Origin of the sequence: Streptomyces sp. APSN-46.1 (assembly GCF_022815725.1) — a bacterium.
Taxonomy (GTDB): domain Bacteria; phylum Actinomycetota; class Actinomycetes; order Streptomycetales; family Streptomycetaceae; genus Streptomyces.
The window spans coordinates 24,955-42,515 of the sequence record NZ_JALGRF010000017.1 but is presented as its reverse complement, the minus strand read 5'-3'; the positions used below and the strand labels follow the sequence as shown (position 1 = coordinate 42,515).

At 73.0% G+C, this 17,561-nt stretch carries 15 protein-coding genes; 6 read left to right on the top strand and 9 right to left on the bottom strand.

Annotation, left to right across the window (positions count from 1 at the left end):
• Positions 1-117: 117 nt before the first annotated feature.
• Positions 118-1,140: an ABC transporter substrate-binding protein gene (locus tag MTF65_RS29065; protein WP_243631971.1), complete on the top strand. Its 1,023-nt coding sequence runs from the start codon at positions 118-120 to the stop codon at positions 1,138-1,140.
• Between the two features lie 107 nt (positions 1,141-1,247).
• Here the strand turns inward: MTF65_RS29065 and MTF65_RS29060 are convergent, their stop codons facing one another.
• Complete coding sequence (locus MTF65_RS29060; protein ID WP_243631970.1) at positions 1,248-2,159, bottom strand: (2Fe-2S)-binding protein; 912 nt, start codon at positions 2,157-2,159, stop codon at positions 1,248-1,250.
• 248 nt (positions 2,160-2,407) lie between these two features.
• Between MTF65_RS29060 and MTF65_RS29055 the strand changes: the two genes are divergently transcribed.
• The 5 genes from MTF65_RS29055 (at position 2,408) to MTF65_RS29035 (ending at position 9,837) form a co-directional block, all read left to right on the top strand.
• On the top strand, positions 2,408-3,619 hold the full coding sequence (locus MTF65_RS29055) for an acetyl-CoA carboxylase biotin carboxylase subunit family protein (RefSeq protein WP_243631969.1): 1,212 nt from the start codon (positions 2,408-2,410) through the stop codon (positions 3,617-3,619).
• A complete protein-coding gene (locus tag MTF65_RS29050) occupies positions 3,616-5,460 on the top strand; it encodes an IucA/IucC family protein (RefSeq protein ID WP_374207321.1) in 1,845 nt (614 codons plus the stop codon). Before MTF65_RS29055 ends, MTF65_RS29050 begins: the two co-directional genes overlap by 4 nt.
• Before the next feature lie 101 nt (positions 5,461-5,561).
• Positions 5,562-6,788, top strand: a complete 1,227-nt coding sequence (locus MTF65_RS29045) for an MFS transporter (protein ID WP_243632038.1) — start codon at positions 5,562-5,564, stop codon at positions 6,786-6,788.
• Complete coding sequence (locus MTF65_RS29040) at positions 6,788-8,608, top strand: IucA/IucC family siderophore biosynthesis protein (RefSeq protein WP_243631968.1); 1,821 nt, start codon at positions 6,788-6,790, stop codon at positions 8,606-8,608. The genes MTF65_RS29045 and MTF65_RS29040 overlap by 1 nt, the downstream gene beginning before the upstream one ends.
• Positions 8,605-9,837, top strand: a complete 1,233-nt coding sequence (locus MTF65_RS29035; protein ID WP_243631967.1) for a type III PLP-dependent enzyme — start codon at positions 8,605-8,607, stop codon at positions 9,835-9,837. Before MTF65_RS29040 ends, MTF65_RS29035 begins: the two co-directional genes overlap by 4 nt.
• On the opposite strand, the gene MTF65_RS29030 is transcribed toward MTF65_RS29035, so the two are convergent.
• The 8 genes from MTF65_RS29030 to MTF65_RS28995 all read right to left on the bottom strand — a co-directional run bounded on the left by MTF65_RS29030 (position 9,827) and on the right by MTF65_RS28995 (position 17,505).
• Positions 9,827-10,828 carry a TIGR03842 family LLM class F420-dependent oxidoreductase gene (locus MTF65_RS29030; protein WP_243631966.1) on the bottom strand — a complete coding sequence of 334 codons (1,002 nt, stop codon included), beginning with the start codon at positions 10,826-10,828 and terminating at the stop codon, positions 9,827-9,829. The two genes, MTF65_RS29035 and MTF65_RS29030, sit on opposite strands and share 11 nt — an antisense overlap.
• A gap of 14 nt (positions 10,829-10,842) precedes the next feature.
• Positions 10,843-12,243: a dihydropyrimidinase gene (gene hydA / locus MTF65_RS29025; RefSeq protein ID WP_243631965.1), complete on the bottom strand. Its 1,401-nt coding sequence runs from the start codon at positions 12,241-12,243 to the stop codon at positions 10,843-10,845.
• A 48-nt stretch (positions 12,244-12,291) separates the two neighbouring features.
• Positions 12,292-13,542 (bottom strand): aspartate aminotransferase family protein, encoded by a 1,251-nt coding sequence (locus MTF65_RS29020; protein ID WP_243632037.1) that lies wholly within the window; start codon positions 13,540-13,542, stop codon positions 12,292-12,294.
• Between the two features lie 38 nt (positions 13,543-13,580).
• The gene (locus MTF65_RS29015; protein ID WP_243631964.1) at positions 13,581-14,423 is read right to left on the bottom strand and encodes a nitrilase-related carbon-nitrogen hydrolase; all 843 of its coding nucleotides are present in this window, start codon (positions 14,421-14,423) and stop codon (positions 13,581-13,583) included.
• Between the two features lie 167 nt (positions 14,424-14,590).
• Complete coding sequence (locus MTF65_RS29010; protein WP_243631963.1) at positions 14,591-16,450, bottom strand: hypothetical protein; 1,860 nt, start codon at positions 16,448-16,450, stop codon at positions 14,591-14,593.
• Between the two features lie 99 nt (positions 16,451-16,549).
• Complete coding sequence (locus tag MTF65_RS29005; protein WP_243631962.1) at positions 16,550-16,930, bottom strand: PPOX class F420-dependent oxidoreductase; 381 nt, start codon at positions 16,928-16,930, stop codon at positions 16,550-16,552.
• Positions 16,931-16,963: 33 nt separating this feature from the next.
• Positions 16,964-17,131: a hypothetical protein gene (locus MTF65_RS29000; RefSeq protein ID WP_243631961.1), complete on the bottom strand. Its 168-nt coding sequence runs from the start codon at positions 17,129-17,131 to the stop codon at positions 16,964-16,966.
• Positions 17,132-17,253: 122 nt separating this feature from the next.
• Complete coding sequence (locus MTF65_RS28995) at positions 17,254-17,505, bottom strand: helix-turn-helix domain-containing protein (RefSeq protein ID WP_243631960.1); 252 nt, start codon at positions 17,503-17,505, stop codon at positions 17,254-17,256.
• Positions 17,506-17,561: the final 56 nt, after the last annotated feature.

Below are 17,561 nucleotides of genomic sequence, written 5' to 3'. Positions count from 1 at the left end.
AATTTCTCACACACCCCCGTCTGGATTTGGCCACGAAGAGCCGCTACTCTTCACAACGCGTTTACTCAGGCAAGGCTTACCTAAGAACAAATGTTCCCTCTGGAGAACTGAGAACTGATGAGCACCTTCACTCAGCGTCGCCGGCCGGGCCGGATCGCGGCTGCCGTCCTCACGGCGGCCATGGCCCTGTCGCTGGCCGCCTGCGGCGGCAGCAGCGACGACAAGAAGCCGGCCGCCGAGTCGTCCGCGTCGAAGGCGGGCGCGGCCGAGTCGGCCGGCTTCCCGCGCACCGTCACCCACGACAAGGGCAAGACCGAGATCAAGGCCAAGCCCAAGCGCGTGGTGGCGCTGGACAACAGCCTGGTCGAGGCCGTCGTCGCGCTGGACGCGCCGCTGGTCGGCGGTATCGGATCGTACCGTGACCAGAAGGGCTTCCCGGCCTACCTCGGTGACGCGGTGAAGGAGACCAAGGACGTCGGCCCGCTCGACAACCCGAACCTCGAGGCGATCGCGGCCCTCAAGCCCGACCTCATCGTCTCCGCGACGGTCCGTCACGCCGACTTCTACGACCGCCTGAGCCAGATCGCGCCGACCGTGTTCGTGAAGACCACCGGCCCGATCTGGAAGGAGAACATCACCTTCCTCGGCGAGGCGCTGGGTCAGGAGGAGAAGGCCGCGGCCAAGCTGACGGCGTACCAGACGCGCGCCAAGAAGATCGGTGACGCGATCAACGCCAAGGGCGGCGGCGCCAACGGCAAGCCCACCTTCTCGATCGTCCGCTTCCTCGACGGTCCGACGCGCATCATGCTGCCCAAGACGTTCAGCGGCATCATCCTGAGCGACATGGGCCTGACGCGGCCGGAGAACCAGCGCGACGAGGTGAAGTTCAACATCGAGATCAGCGAGGAGCAGATCCAGCAGGCCGATGCGGACCACATCTTCATGACCACCTTCTCGGGCGGTGACGAGCGCAAGAAGAAGTTCCTCGCCAACCCGCTGTGGCAGCGCCTGAACGCGGTCCAGAAGAACCAGGTCCACGAGGTCGAGGACGCCACCTGGATGACCTCGGTCTCCCTCCAGGGCGCGGACCTGGTCCTCGACGACCTGGCGAAGATCTTCCAGGTGGACCCCGCCAAGTAGGCGGCGCGCCCCACCATCCCAACGGGTCGGCCCCGGCCGCGTACTGATGAAGTACGCGGCCGGGGCCGACCCTTTTGGGTGTGTACGGGGGAGAGTGCGGGGCTCGCTCAGCCTTCGCCTTCGATCCGTCGCAGCCGCTCCGCGTCGCAGGTCCGGGGGCAGGTCGCACAGGCCCGGGCCGCGTCCAGGGTGTAGTACATGCAGCAGCCGAGCCGGGTGCGGGTCGGGTGCGGGCGCCCGGCGCGGTCCGCGAGCCGCCGGAAGCCGGCGCCGCCGGGGAAGGGCGCGATGGCGGTCGGGAGCAGCTCGGTCGCCTCGCGCACCGCGTGGTCCTCCCGGTCGAGGACGCGACCGAGGTACCAGATCCCGGAGACCAGGTCGTCGGCGACCATGCCCCACAGGGCCCGGTCCCGGCGCCGGACCCGAGGCCCGATGGCGGCCAGCAGCGGCCGTACGTGATCGGCGACGGCCGCTCGCAACTCGGCGCGCAGCGCCTCCTCGTCGGCCACCACCCGGGCGCCCGGCAGGTGCGCCGCCGGGTCGCCGGGCAGGCACGCGAATCCGGCCCCCGGAACGATCTCGAACGCGCCGGTCGAGAGGTCTACGCGCACCTCGCGCGGGCGGATGCGCGGTACGCGCCGCTCCAGGTACCAGGCGCCGCTCATCAGCAGGCTGACGGACCAGAGGTAGTCGTGCAGCGCGCGCGACGCGGCCACGTCCGGGCGCGGATCGTGCCCGTGCCCCGCCCGGATGCGGGCGGCCTCGGCGGCGACGAAGGCGTCAAGGGCCTCCTGGTCCGCGGCCGGTGCCGCGAGTTCCGCGCCGTTGACCCAGCGTCCGGGCTGCGCGGAGGCGGAGGCCGAGGCGGTCACGGTGGCGGATGCGATCGCGGTGGCGGTGGCCACCCGGACGTCCAGCGCCTCACAGACGGCCGCGAGGCGACCGTAGGTCCGCGCGAGCGTGGCGGCGGCGTCCAGGGCCGGACGTGCGGGCGACGCGATGCGCGGGACCGCGGTCATCGGTTCTCGATCATGGGCGGCACGGAAACTCCGGTTACGGGAGAGTAGGTAAGCCTTACCTTAACCCAATGATTTATGATCACGGCAGCACGTCACACCTCGCGTCTCGAACCGGAGTTGAGACTAAGGGTTGGCTAACCTAAGCTGACTTCTGCTGGCGGATAAGGAAATCCGTCGGCACCGAGGCGTGCCGGAAAACTGTCACCCCGCTCCCCCCACTGCTCAGGATTTCGGAAGGGGCTCAGCCCATGCGGTTGTACCTGCTCGCACTCAACCCCACCGACTCGGTCACCGAGGGGTTCCTCCCCGCCGCGGCCCGACTCGGCCTCGACGTCACCGTCCTCACCGACCAGCCCGGGGCCCACCGCCGGTCGGCGCCGGACATCGAGGTCCTGGAGTGCGACGTACGCGACTTCCGCGCGGTCATCACCCGGATATCGACCCACGCGGTGTTCACCAACAGCGCGCCCGACGCGGTGTTCACCAACAGCGATCACCTCCAGACCCAGACGGCCCTGGCCGCCGACTACTTCGACCTCCCCGCCAAGGACTGGCGGACGGCGCTGCGCGTCAAGGACAAGGCCCAGATGCGCCGCCACCTCGCCGCGAGCGGACTCGACGCGGTGTGGTCGACGGAGCTGGCCGCCGGTCAGGACCCGGCCGGGCTCACCGCCCTCGACGTGCCCTACCCGTCCGTGGTCAAGCCCCGCGAAGGCGTGGCCAGCGAGGACGTGGTGCTGGTCGACGGACCCGAGGAACTCGTCCTGCGCTGCAAGGAGATCCAGACCCGCCGGCCGCAGGCGGCGCTGGTGGTCGAGGAGTACCTGGCCGGCGACCTGTGCAGCCTGGAGACGCTCGGCGACGGACAGGTCCGCCACGTGCTGGGCGGCTTCCGCACCCGGCTCTCCGCACCCCCGTACTTCATCGAGGAGCGCAGCACGTTCGTCAGCGCGCACCCCGAATCGGTGACCGAGCAGATCCTCGCCCAGCTCGACGCCCTCGGCGTCGGATTCGGCGTCTGCCACACCGAGTTCGTGGTGAAGGACGACCGGGCCCGCATCATCGAGGTCAACTACCGGGCCATCGGGGACCAGGTCGACCTGATGCTCGCCCGGCTGCTGGACATCCCGCTGTTCGAGCACGTCCTGCGCACCCACCTGGGCGAGCCGCTGCCCGCCGACCTCGGTGCCCGCACGGACGGCGTCGCCCTCGTCGACTACCCCCTCGCACAGAGCGCCGGCACGCTCACGGCCGCGCCCGAGGCCGCCGACCTCACCGTGGACGGTGTCGAGCTGACGTACCGGCCGCTGCGCGCGGTGGGCGAGCGGCACGCGCTGTACCACACCAACCGCGACTACATCGGAGTGCTGCGCGCGCTCGGCCGGAACACGGACCGGGAGACCGTCGAACGCGTCGCCGCCGACTACCTCGCGGCCCAGCGCTGGGAGATCACCCCGTGAGCACGACCGCCTCGGCCGCCCCGGCCACCGCGACCGCCCAGGCCACCACCGTCACGCACGCCGACACCACCGAAGCGGAACTCCTGCTCCGCGTCCTGGGCGCGCTCCTGCGGGAGGACGTCGTCGGCCTGCGCACCCGCACCACCGCCGTCGACCACGGCGACGGCCGCTGGCTGCGGCTGCCCGCCGACGACGGCGACGCCCTGCTCCTCCCGGTCGTCGAGGACGGCTACCAGAGCGTGTACGCCGCCCGGCTGCCCCTGCTCACCCGGGAGTCGGACGGCCGCGAACTGACCACGCACGACGAGGTCCTCGACGCCCTGGGCGCGCTCGCCGACCCCGCCGACCGGGGCGGCTTCGACGCCTTCGCCGAGGAGTGCCGCCAGACTCTCGCGACCATGCGGCTGCACGCCGACACCGCGGACGAGGTCGCCGCCACCCTGGCCACCGGCACCCTTGCTTCCGGCACCCTTGCTTCCCAGCGCGGCGCCGACCCCGCCGACTGGACCGGCCTCGCGGGCGGGCTCGCGTACGACACCCTCGCCGCGCGCCTCGACCACCCGGTGTACCCCACCGCGCGCGGGCGCTCCGGCCTCGACGAGGACCAGCTGCGCGGCTACGCGCCCGAGTTCCACCCGAGCTTCCCGCTGCGCTGGATCGCCGTGCCGCACCAGGACCTCACCGTGGCGGGCGGCCCGGCCGCGCTGCCCGCCGCCTGGCCCACCCCGGCCGCGCTCGGCCTGCCCGAGCTCGACCGCACCCACCTCGCCCTCCCCGTGCACCCGCTCACCGTCGGCGCACCGCTGCGCGAGGCCCTGAGCGCCGCGGGCCTGGCCGACCGGGCGGTCCTCGCCGAGCGCCCGTACCTGGACGTCGTCCCCACCCTGTCCATGCGTACGGTCGCCGTCACCGACGACCCCACCCTGCACATCAAGGTCCCGATGGCCACCGCCACCCTGGGACTGCGCAACCGCCGGATCATCCGGCCCGGATTCCTCGCCGACGGGGTCGCGGGCCAGCGCCTGCTGGAAACCGTCATCGCACGCGAACCGCGCTTCCAGGGCGTCATCCTGCACGCCGACGAGACGGTCCACGCCCACGCCGGCCACGAGCTCCTCGCCGCGCTCTGCCGCCGCTACCCGGCCGGTCTCGACCACGCCGTCGTCACCCCGCTCGCCGCGCTCCTCGCCGAAGCCCCCGGCGGCCGGCTGCTGATCGACCACCTCGCCGACCGGTTCTACGGCGGCGACCCGATCGCCCTGCTCGACGCCTACCTGCGGCTGCTCCTCGACTGGCAGACGACCCTGTTCGGCTACGGCATCGCCCTGGAGTCGCACCAGCAGAACATCTCCCTCGTCCTGGACCACGGACCGACCGGTGACACCCGTATGCGGCTGCTACTCAAGGACGACGACAGCCCGCGCGTCAACGCGGCCCGCGTCCGCGCGACGCTCGGCGCCGACGCCCCGCTCGGCTTCGACGACCCCCGCATCCTGTGCGACGACGACCGCCCGCTCACCGACATGTTCACCACGATCACCCTGCACCTGTGCGCCGGTTCGTACGCCTTCGGGCTGGCCCGGCACGGCCGTGCGGAGGCCGGGACCCTGCTGGACCTCGTACGCGACCGGCTCGCCGAGGCCGTCGAGCGGCTCGGCACCGGACCGGGCGAGCCCGGCGCCACGCTGCGCGCCCAGGTCCTGGACGCCCCGCAGCTGCCCGTCAAGGCCATGGTCAGCGCCGGAACCCTGCTCAGCAAGGAACGCTCAGGCGCCGCCGACATCAACAAGCACTACACCACCGGCCCCAACTACCTGCTGCGCACGAGGGGTTCACTGTGAGCGCGAGCGCACCCCCGGAGCGGCGGCGCGGGGCGGCCTCCCCGGCCGCCCCGGCCTCGCCTGCCTCCCCCGAGCCCCGCCCGGCCCTCGGCCGCAAGCAGGTGCACGCGGTCGCCGGATGCTACTTCGTGGCCTCCTTCGCCGCGCTCGGCCTGCCGCCCTTCCTCACCGAGATCCTCCCGGAACTCGGCGACCGCGACGCGAGCTGGGCCGGGGTGCTCTACATCGTCCCCACCGTCTTCGCGGCCGTCGGCGCCCCCCTGTGGGGGCGGCTCGCCGACCGGTTCGGCCGCAAACGACTGCTGCTGCGCGCCCAGTTGGGCCTGGCGCTGTCGTTCCTGCTGGCCGGCTGGGCCGACTCGATCGCCGCCTTCACGGTGGCCCTGGTGCTCCAGGGCATCCTCGGCGGGACCTTCGCCGCCTCCAACGGCTACCTGGGCGCCGCGCTGGAGGGCCCGGACCTGTCCAGAGCCCTGACCCTGATGCAGGGCGCCGCCCGAGCCGCCCTGGTCTTCGCCCCGATCGTGGTGGGCAGCCTCTCGCCCTGGATGTCACCGCACCGCCAGTACGCCCTGCTCGCCGTCCTGCCGCTGACGGCCGCGCTGCTGATCGCCGCGCTGCCGGAATCCCGCGGCGTGCGGGCGGAGCCCCGGCGGAGGCCTGCGGGTGGGGCGGCGGCCGACGATGCGGCTGCCGACGCCCCGGCGGCCGGGAAGCGGGACGCGGGCGCCGCCCGCACCGAGCGCGTCACGTCCCTGCACGGCCTGTACGCCCTGGAGTTCGCCTTCGTCTTCTCCACGGTCATCTCCTTCCCGTACCTGATCTCCCTCATCGAGGAGCGGATTCCCGGCACCTCCCCGGTGGTCGCCGGCGTCCTCTTCGCCCTGCCCCACCTGTGCTACCTCGCCGCCGCGATGTGGGTGCACTCGGCCTTCCACCGACGCCCCCGCCTCGGCGTGGCGCTCGGCTTCGCCTGCATAGCCCTCGGGCTGGCCGGGCACGGACTGGCCCACTCGCTCGCCACCCTGGTCGCCGTCCGCCTGCTGCTGGGCGTCGGCCTCACCCTCGGCCTCGTCTGCCTCGCCGTGATGGCCTCCGACTGCGCCAAGGGCCGCGCCCCCGGCGGGCTGTTCGGCTCGATCGAATTCTTCTCCAAGGCCGGCGCGGTCTTCGCCGGCCTGGCCGCCGCCGCGGGCAACAGCCTGTACGGGCCCACCGCGCCCGTGCTGACCGGTACCGCCGTGGCGGTGGTCACGGTCTGCGCGACCGCCCTCCCGGCCCTGAACCTCCGCTCCCCCCGCTCTCTCCGCACCCGCTGGAGCCGTTGATGTCTCTGACCGATGCAATCGGTACCGCCTCCGCCCCCTCCGCCGTATCCTCCGCCGTCCCGGCCGGGCTGCCCACGGCTGACGAGGCGGTTGCCCACACCCTCCTGAACTGCCTCCTGCGCGAGCTGTCCGGACCGGAACACCAGACCGCCGTGGCGGACGGCCACCTCCTGCTGTGGCTGCCGCGCCGCGGGGTGCTGCTGCGTGCCGCCCTGCGCCGGACGTCGCTGCTGGGTGCGCACCGGTTCACCGGCCCGGTGCGGGAGCAGCGGGACGGCGGCTGGGCCGAGGTCGGCTGGCGCCGCCTCGCCGCGTACGTCCAGGACGAGCTGGCCCTGCGGACCGATGTGCGCAACGAGGAGTTCCTGGAGCAGATCGCCTCCAGCCACCAGGCCGTGTCGGCCGCGCTCGCCGTACGCGCCGACCGGCCGGCCACGGACACCGCGGTCGGGGACGGCGACGGGCTCGCCGCCTACCTGGAGTCCGAGCAGTCCCTCGTCTTCGGCCACCGCTTCCACCCCACCCCCAAGGCCCGTACCGGCGACACCGCTTCCTGGCTCGCGTACGCGCCCGAGACCGGCGCCTCCTTCCCGCTGCGCCACCTCGCCGTCCGCGAGCACCTGATCGCGCAGGAGACCGCCGCCGAGGGAGCGGCGCAGGCCCTCGACCGGCTCCGCGCCGATGTGCCCGAGGGCTACCGGCTGCTGCCCGCGCACCCGTGGCAGTACGAGATGCTGCGCGACCACCCGGGGCTGCGCGCGGCGTTCGACCGCGGCGACATCCTGGACCTGGGCGTCGGCGGCAAGCCCTTCGCCGCCACCGCCTCGGTGCGCACGCTGTACGACGGGGACACCTTCCTGAAGTTCAGCCTGAACATCCGCATCACGAACTGCCTCCGTAAGAACGCGAGCTACGAACTCTCGGGCGCGGTCGCCCTGACCCGCCTGCTGGCCCCGGTCCTCTCCGACCTGGAGACCCGCTTCCCGGGCACCGCCATGCTCCGCGAGCCCGCCTACCGCAGCATCGCCCTGCCCGGCCCCGACGGCGCCCCCGACCGGTCCCTCCTCGAAGGCTTCGGTGTGATCGTCCGCGAGGGCCTGCTCTCCCGGCTCATGCCCGGCACCACCCCGCTGCTCGCCGCGGCCGTCGCCGACGAGTACCCCACCGGCCCCGGCCACATCTCCCGCCTGCTGGGAGACGCCTCCGCGCAGACCGCCGCCGAGTGGTGGACGGCGTACCTCAAGCTGCTCGTCCCACCCGTCCTGGCCGCGTACTTCGACCACGGTCTCGTACTCGAACCGCACCTGCAGAACGTCGTCGTCTGCGTCGACCAGGAGGGCATGCCGGCCCAGGTCCTCTTCCGCGACCTGGAGGGCACCAAGCTGGTCCCCGAGCAGCACGCGGACCTCCTCGCCGCCCTGCCGGCCGAGGTCGCGGACCCGATGACGTACGACGCCCAGCGCGGCTGGGACCGGGTCGTGTACTGCCTGCTGGTCAACCACATCGCCGAGATGCTCGCCGCCCTCGCCGACCTGCATCCGCAGTCCGAGGCCGCCCTGTGGGCCCAGGTCCGCTCCACCCTCCAGGCGTACGCCGACCGGCACGGCTGCCCGCCGCGCCTGGCCGCCCTGCTCGCGGGGGTGCCGCTGCCCGCCAAGGCCAACCTGCTCACCCGCTGGGAGCGCAAGGCCGACCGCGACGCCGGCTACGTCCGGCTCGCCTCCCCGCTCACCGAGGACGTGCTGTCCCAGGTACTGCGGCACCACGCCGACGACGACCGCGACCTTGACCACGCACGTGACACCCGGAGCGCCCGATGACCAACCCGACACCCGCGGCGCGCGACCGCCTCCTCACCCTCGACAGCGCCGAACTGCCCGCCTACCTCTACGACTTGACGGCGCTGCGCGAGCACGCCGCCGCCGTACGGGCCGCCCTCCCGGAGCGGGTCGAGCTGTACTACGCGGCCAAGGCCAACCCGGAGGCGGAGATCCTGGCCGCCCTCGGCCCGTACGTCGACGGCTACGAGGTCTCCTCCGGCGGCGAACTCGCCCACGTCGCCAAGGCGATGCCGGGCCGCCCGCTGGCCTTCAGCGGCCCGGGCAAGACCGCTTCCGAGCTCACGACCGCCCTCGAACTGGGCGTGGAGCGCTTCCACGTCGAGAGCCTGCACGAACTCCACATGCTGGCCGCTCTCGCCGCGCGCACCGCCCCCGGGGCGACCGGCCGCCCGCCCCGCCCCGGAGTCCTGCTCCGCTTCAACCTCCCCCTGGCCGCCGCCTCCCTCGAAGGCAGCTCGCTGACCATGGGAGGCCGCCCGACTCCCTTCGGCCTCGACCCGGCCGAGGCCGACACGGCCGTCCGCCTGCTCACCGACGGCACCTACCCGCAGCTTCAGCTGCTGGGCGTGCACGCCCACCTGGCCAGCGGCCTCGACGCCCCGGAGCAGCTCGCGGTCGCCGAGTCGATCGTGGCCTGGGCCGCCGACCTCGCCGCTCGGCACCGGATCCGGCTCGCCGAGGTCAACGTGGGCGGCGGCATGAGCGTCGACTACGCGGCCCCGGAGGGCCGCTTCGACTGGACGGCGTACGGGGCGGGCCTCGGCAGGCTCGCGGACGCGCACCCGGATCTCACCCTGCGGATCGAACCGGGGCGCGCGGTGACCGCGTACTGCGGCTGGTACGCCACCGAGGTGCTGGACGTGAAGCACAGCCACGGCGAGGAGTTCGCCGTGGTGCGCGGCGGCACCCACCACCTGCGCACCCCGGCGACCAAGGGCCACGACCAGCCCGCCAGCATCGTTCCCGTGAGCGAGTGGCCCCACCCCTGGCCGAGGCCGGCCGCCGGTGCGGAGCGGGTCACCCTCACCGGCCAGCTCTGCACCCCGAAGGACCTGCTGGCCCGGCACGTGGCCGCACCCGGCCTGCGGGCCGGTGACCGGGTGGCCTTCGGGCTCGCGGGCGCCTACGCGTGGAACATCTCGCACCACGACTTCCTGATGCACCCGCGGCCCGGCTTCCACTTCCTGACCGGCGACGTCAGCCGTTGACCGCCGGGATGACGTGCTGTCCGTAGGCGTCGATGGTGGCCTCCTTCGCGTCGTGCATGTCGTAGACGGCGAACTGGTCGACCCCCAGGTCGCGCAGGGCGCGGAGCTTGTCGATGTGCGCCTCCACCGGGCCCAGCAGGCAGAAGCGGTCGACGATCTCGTCCGGGACGAAGTCCGTGGACGGATTGTCGGCGCGGCCGTGGTGGCTGTAGTCGTATCCGTGACGGGCCTTGATGTACTCGGTGAGGGCCTCCGGAACCATGCCGGAGTGCTCGCCGTAGCGGGAGACCAGGTCGGCCACGTGGTTGCCGACCATTCCGCCGAACCAGCGGCACTGGTCCCGGGCGTGGGCCAGGTCGTCGCCCACGTACGCCGGGGCCGCCACGCAGATGGTGATCGCGGCCGGGTCCCGTCCGGCCTCGGCGGCGGCCTCGCGGACGGCGTGGATCATCCATTCGGTGAGGTAGGGGTCGGCGAGCTGGAGGATGAACCCGTCGGCCTTCTGCCCGGCCAGGGCGAGGGCCTTCGGGCCGTACGCGGCCATCCACACCGGGAGCTTGCCCTCCCGGATCCAGGGAATGCGGACCGGGTTGCCGTCGACCAGCGCTTCGCGGCCCTCGGCGAGGTCCCGGATGACGTCGATGGCCTCGCCGAGCCGGGCCAGGGTGTTGGGTTTGCGTCCGGCGACCCGCATCGCCGAGTCGCCGCGCCCGATCCCGCACACGGTGCGGTTGCCGTACATGTCGTTGAGGGTGGCGAAGGTGGAGGCGGTGACCTCCCAGGTGCGGGTGCCCGGGTTGGTCACCATCGGGCCGACGTGCAGCTTCTGCGTGTTGGCCAGGATCTGGCTGTAGATGACGAACGGCTCCTGCCACAGCACGGCGGAGTCGAAGGTCCAGCCGTAGCGGAAGCCGTTGCGCTCGGCGCGCTTCATGAGGCTGATGACCGCCGAGGCGGGCGGGTCGGTTTGCAGGACGAGGCCGAAGTCCAAGGGACCACAACTCCTTACAGGTACTGGCAGGTGGAGCGGGAGACGAAGACCCCGTGGCCGGCCCGGCCGGTGTACTCGCGCCGGTCGATGACGAGTTCGCCGCGCGAGAGCACGCTGTCGACGCGTCCGGTGATCCGCTTGCCCTCGTACGCCGAGTAGTCCACGTTCATGTGGTGCGTCTCGGCGGAGATGACCTGCTCGGCGTGCGGATCGTAGAGGACGATGTCGGCGTCGGCGCCCGGCGCGATGGTGCCCTTCTGGGGGTAGAGGCCGAACATCCGGGCCGGGGTCGCGCAGGCGATCTCGATCCAGCGGCGACGGCTGATGTGGCCGTCCAGGACGGCCTGATGGAGGAGGTCCATCCGGTTCTCCACCCCCGGCAGCCCGTTGGGGATCTTGGAGAAGTCGCCCCGGCCGAGCTCCTTCTGGCCGCGGAAGCAGAACGGGCAGTGGTCGGTGGAGACCACCTGGAGGTCATTGGTCCGCAGGCCCCGCCAGAGCGCCGCCTGGTGTTCGCGCGGGCGCAGCGGGGTGGAGCAGACGTACTTGGCGCCCTGGAAGTCGGGCTCGGCCAGGTTGTCGGTGGACAGGAAGAGGTACTGCGGGCAGGTCTCCCCGAAGACGGGCAGGCCCTTGTCGCGGGCGGCGGCCAGTTCGGCCACCGCCTCCTCCGCCGAGACGTGGACGACGTACAGCGGGGAGCCGGCGACCCGTGCGAGCTGGATCGCCCGGTGGGTGGCCTCGGCCTCCAGCAGCACCTTGCGCACTTCGCCGTGGTGGCGGGGGTCGGTCTCGCCGCGCGCCAGGGCCTGTTCGACGAGGACGTCGATCGCGATGCCGTTCTCGGCGTGCATCATGATCAGCCCGCCGTTTCCGGAGGCCTGCTGCATGGCGCGCAGGATCTGCCCGTCGTCGCTGTAGAAGACGCCGGGGTAGGCCATGAACAGTTTGAAGGAGGTGACGCCTTCCCCGACGAGGTGGTCCATCTCCTTCAGGGTCCCCGCATTGACGTCCGAGAGGATCATGTGGAAGGCGTAGTCGATGGCGCACCGGCCGTCGGCCTTGTCGTACCAGGTGTCGAGGCCCTCGCGCAGGGAGCGGCCCACGCTCTGCACGGCGAAGTCGACGATGGTGGTGGTGCCGCCCCAGGCGGCCGCCCGGGTGCCCGTCTCGAAGGTGTCCGAGGCGGCGGTGCCGCCGAAGGGGAGCTCCATGTGGGTGTGCGCGTCCACCCCGCCGGGGATGACGTACTTCCCGCTCGCGTCGATCGTACGGTCGGCCGTCCACGCCTCGGCCGCCGCCGAGGCGTGCTCCGCGAGGGCGGCGACGCGGCCGTCCTCGATCAGCACGTCGGCGTGGAGTTCGTCGGCGGCCGTGATGACGAGACCGCCGCGGATCAGGGTGCGGATGGTCATGTGCGTCTCCCCCCAGGGGCTCGGATCGGGTCGGTCGCCCTGCCGGTGTCACACCGTGCGCAGGGCCTGTTCGAGGATCTCGGCGCCCTCTTCCGCCTCGGCGACGGTGAGGGAGAGCGGTGGCGCGATGCGGAGCACGCTGGTGTTGTGGCCGCCGCCCTTGCCGATCAGCAGGCCCCCCGCCCGGGCGGCCTCCAGTACGGCGGACGCCGCTTCCGGGTCGGCCCGGTCGGTGCCGGGCTCCGTCAGCTCCAGCCCGGCCATCAGGCCCCGGCCGCGGACCTCCCGTACCGCCGGCACGGTGGCGGCGATGACGCGCAGCCGCTCCAGCAGCAGGCCGCCGACGCGGCGGGCGTTGCCCTGGAGGTCGTGTTCCAGCAGGTACGCGAGGTTCGCGACGCCGGCCGCCATGGTGACCGGGGAACCGCCGAAGGTGGAGATGGAGTTCGAGTCGATGCAGTTCATCACCTCGGAGCGGGCCACGACGCCGCCGATGGACATGCCGTTGCCGATGCCCTTGGCGAAGGTGAGGATGTCCGGCGGGCCGTTCTGGGCGTGTGCCTGCCAGCCCCAGAAGTGGTCGCCGGTACGCCCCCAGCCGGTCTGCACCTCGTCGCTGATCCAGAGGATGCCGTGCCGGTCGAGGACCTCGCGGAAGGCCCCGTAGAGGCCGTCGGGCGGGGAGGTGAACCCGCCGACGCCCTGGACGGGTTCGGCGATGAGGGCGGCCACTCCCCCGCGGGCCTGGCCGAGGACGTCTTCGAGGTCCGCGACGGCGGCGGCGGTGAACTCGGCGTCGGGCAGCGCCGCGAAGGGTCCGCGGGTGCGCACCGCGCCGTGGACGTAGTACGTCTGGAGCGGCGAGAGGCTCGTCGGGGACCAGCCGCGGTTGCCGGTGATGGAGACGGTGGAGAAGGACCGGCCGTGGTAGCTGTTGCGCATCGCCAGGACCTGGTTGGAGCGGCGGTACGCGGTCGCGAGCAGCAGGGCGGTGTCGTTGGCCTCGGTACCGGAGGTGGTGAAGAAGACCCGGGCGTCCGGGATGCCGGAGACGGCCGCGATGCGCTCGGCCAGCTCGATCATCGGCCGGTTCAGGTACAGGGTGGAGGAGTGGATGAGCCGCCCGGCCTGTTCGGAGACGGCCTTGGTGACCTCGGGCAGGGCGTGGGCGGTCATCGTGGTGAGGATGCCGCCGAAGAAGTCGAGGTAGCGGTTGCCGTCGGCGTCCCAGACGTGGCGGCCCTCGCCGTGGGTGAGCTCGATGGGGCGGTCGTAGTAGAGCGCGAGCCAGTCGGGCATGACGGAGCTGTGCCGGCTGTGCAGGGGGATCGGGTTGGTCACGGCTGTACGAGTCCTCCGTAGGCGTCGGGGCGGCGGTCGCGGTAGAAGGCCCACTGCTCGCGGACCTGCTTGATCAGGTCGAAGTCGAGGTCGCGGACGAGGAGTTCCTCCTCCTTGTCGCTGGCGACGTCGCCGACGAACTGGCCGCGCGGGTCGACGAAGTAGCTGGTGCCGTAGAAGTCGTTGTCGCCGTACTCCTCCCGGCCGACCCGGTTGATGGCGGCGATGAAGTACTCGTTGGCGACGGCCGAGGCGGGCTGTTCCAGCTGCCACAGGTGCGCGGAGAGGCCGCGGTGGGTCGCGGAGGGGTTGTAGACCAGCTGGGCTCCGGCGAGACCGAGCTGGCGCCATCCCTCGGGGAAGTGGCGGTCGTAGCAGATGTAGACGCCGATCCGGCCGACGGCGGTGTCGAAGACGGGCCAGCCGAGGTTGCCCGGGCGGAAGTAGTACTTCTCCCAGAAGCCCTTGACCTGGGGGATGTGGTGCTTGCGGTACTTGCCGAGGTAGCTGCCGTCGGCGTCGATGACGGCGGCGGTGTTGTAGTAGAAGCCCTCGGTCTCGATCTCGAAGACCGGTACGACGATCACCATGCCGGTCTCGCGGGCCAGCGCCTGCATCCGCTGGACGGTGGGACCGTCGGGGACGGGCTCGGCCCAGCGGTAGTGCTCGGGGTCCTGGACCTGGCAGAAGTAGGGGGCGTTGAACACCTCCTGGAACCCGATGATCTTCGCGCCCTGGGCGGCGGCCCGGCGGGCGTGCTCCTCGTGTTTGGCGATCATCGACTCGGTGTCTCCGGTCCAGGTGGCCTGGACCAGCGCGGCGCGGACGACTTGGGCCATGAGCTGCTCCTCGCGACGGGAACGCCGACTTCTACGCACGTAGACGGAGTACGTAGGGAGTTGAAGGTAGGCCTCGTCACTCCGTGGGGCAAGACCGCCGTGCGCGGTTGGAGTAGTCGATCACGTTACGTCGTCCCGTGGTCGTTTGCGGTCAGGAGGCGGGCGGTTTACGCCGCGCCGATCCCGGCCACGCGCAGGGCGTGCACCAGATCCCGGTGGCTGCTCGCGGAGATCGCCCGGGCGGCCCGGAGCAGGCGCGGGGCGAACCACTGCGGGGCGCGGCGGGCGAGGGCGGCCGCCTCTTCCGCGGTGCGGACGCGGACGAAGGCGCCGAGCAGGGCGTCGGCCTCGCGGGTACGGCCGGCGGCGCCGAGGGCCTGTGCGGCGTCCGCGATCTCGGCGGTGGGGCGGGCGACGCCCTGGCGCAACAGGGTGTCGCAGTCGGCGTCCCGGCCGGCCTCGCCGAGGGCGGCGGCCGCCGCGGCGAGCCGCTCGGGCGGGAGCGAGGCCGCCGCCTCCCAGAGGAGCGTGGCCCAGTCGGCCGCCAGGCCGGCCCGCCCGAGCTCCGAGGCGAGCCCGGGCCACCGCTCGGCGGGCCAGGCGGCGGCCTCGCACAGCAACACGTGCGCCTCACCACTGCGACCGCGCGCACGCAGCATGACCAACTCCCCGACAAACCCCCCGATCGCCGGCCCCCCTCGCTCCCCGCGCACGGCCCCACCCCACACCCCGACCCCGGCTGGGCCGTCGTCCGGCGACGCGGCAACGCCCTGACGCCCGGCGTGGGCCGGGGGCATACCGGGGGCCGCGGGCGCGGCGTGGGCCGGGGGTATGCCGGGGGCCGCAGACGCGCCGTGGGCCGGGGCCATACCGGGCGCAGCAGACGCCCCGTGGGCCGCAGGCATGCCGGAGGCCGCAGGCGCGGCGGAGGCTGCGGGCATGCCCGGGGCCTCAGGCGCGGCAGGGATGGCGGGGGTCGGGGGTGTGGCGGCGGTCGGGCGATGCTTCGGCTCCGGCAGGGCGAAGCGGGCTCCGCGCGGAGCCGGGAGGTCGGCTTCCGCCGCGGTGGCACCGGCCGGGTGGCCCGGTGGCGGCGTGAACGCCTGGGCTTCCGGGACCGCCGCGCCCGCGTACCTGGCCCCGCCGGCCCGCCGTGCACCGCGCAGCCACCGCCCCTCGGCCCGCCCGACCGGCGGCTCGGCCTCGGCCTGCGCCGGGGCCTGGCCCTTGGTCGTCCCCGCTCCCCGCACCTGCCCCTCGGTGGGCCGCTCGGCTTGAAACTGCTCCTCAGCCTGCGCCTGGGCCTGGGCCGGCCACTCAGCCAGTGCCTCAGCCTGCGCCTGGGTCGGCCACTGAGCCCGAGCCCCGGCCTGCTGCGTCGGCCACTCAGTCTGCGCTTCGGCCAGCCACTCAACCTGCCCCTCGGTCGGCCGCCCGGCCTGCGCCCTAGCCTGCCCCTCGGCCTGTCGCCCGGCCTGCCCCTCGGCCTGCCGCCCGGCCTGCGCTTCGGGCTGCCGTTCGGGCTGGGCGCTGGGCTGGGGCTGGGTTGGGTGGGCGGGCTGGGCGGGGGGTGGTTGGTTCGGCGGGGATGGCCGCTGGTGCGGCGTCGCGGTGAGGCGGGAGGTCAGGTCCTCGTAGCGGGCGGCAGCCCTGGCCGCGTCGTCCTGGGCCCACGGCAGCTCCCGGGCCAGGGCGTCCGCCTCTGCCGGGTCCGCCGCCACCGCGAGCCGCGCCGTCAGGTTCCGCAGGGCCGCCCGTGATGCCGCGCGCTCGGCGACCGCCGCCGTCAGCAGGTTCCGCAGCTCCTCGACCCCGCCCGGCCGCAGGTCCCACGCCGTGACGGCCGCCGCCCGCAGCCCGGCCGCGTACTCCGCCTCCGGGGCCTGAGCGCCCGCGTCCAGCAGCAGCGACTCCACGACGTCCCACGGCGGCATCGCCACCCCGTTCAGGCAGGCCCGCATCCCCTCCGGGTCCCGCCGCAGGAACTCTCCGTACCAGCCCGCCCCGGGGTCCAGTCTCCGCGTCAAACCCCGTAAGTAGTCCGAGAATTGACTGATCGCCAGCGAAGTCGCGGTCTCCATGACCGCATTGGACCGCACCCGTGTTACGGGCGGGCTACGGGAGTCTCAAAGCTTGACGGCGATGCCCGTGTGCGGCCGCGCGCCCCGCCGCACCAGCGCGGCGGGCAGATCCACCGCCCAGAACTGCCAGCGGTACTTGCGGGACATCAGCCCGCGCACCCGCTTCAGCCCCGCCTCGTCCAGCAGCCGCGCCTCCGCTTCCAGCACGGGCGCCCCCGCCGCCACCCGCCCCCGCGCATCGCACGCGGAGACGGTGACCCGCCCGTTGTTGCGGATCCGCTTCACCTTCCACGAATCGCTGCGCGTCCAGACGTACAGCTCACCGCCCTCCGCCGCCGCCCACACCGGGGTCGCCACCGGCGTGCCGTCCTTGCGGAAGGTTGTGAGACTGACGTACCGCGCCTTGCCGAGCTCCTCAAGCGTCATCCCCCGACCCTAGGTGAGTGAGCCCGAAGCCGGTCACCGTCCCCCCAGGTCTCGCGTATACGGAGGTTTCGCGCCGGTCCGCTCCTCGCCGGCACGGGGCCGCCCCTCGGGGGCGTCCCAGGCCGCGAGCAGCAGGCCGCCCGCGAGGAGGGCGCCGACGAGTCCGATACCGAGTTGCTTCGTTGCGTTCTTGGCTGACACCCCTTCACGCTTCCCCCGCATCCCGGGCCCTCGCACCCCCGATGGGGCCGTTCGGGCGCCGGGCCCGCCCGAACGGCAGGCCCTTGACGGCCACTCGGCCGCCGGACCGGAGCGCGTACGGCTCAGGCGGGCACGAAGGCGCAGCGCCGCATCACGTCGTCGAGCGAGAGGCCGAGCGCCTCGGCGAGGGCGGCGACGGTGAAGAAGGCGGGGGTGGGCGCCCGGCCCGTCTCGATCTTGCGCAGGGTCTCGGGGGACAGGCCGGCGCTCGCCGCGACCTCGACGATGCTGCGGCCGCCGCGGGACTCGCGCAGCAGCGCGCCCAGCCGCTCGCCGCGCTCGCGCTCTTCGGGGGTGAGAGGGGTACGGACCATGCCCCCATCCTACCCCTGAACCCGATAAGTATCCCGTTACAGTTATACCGGTATAG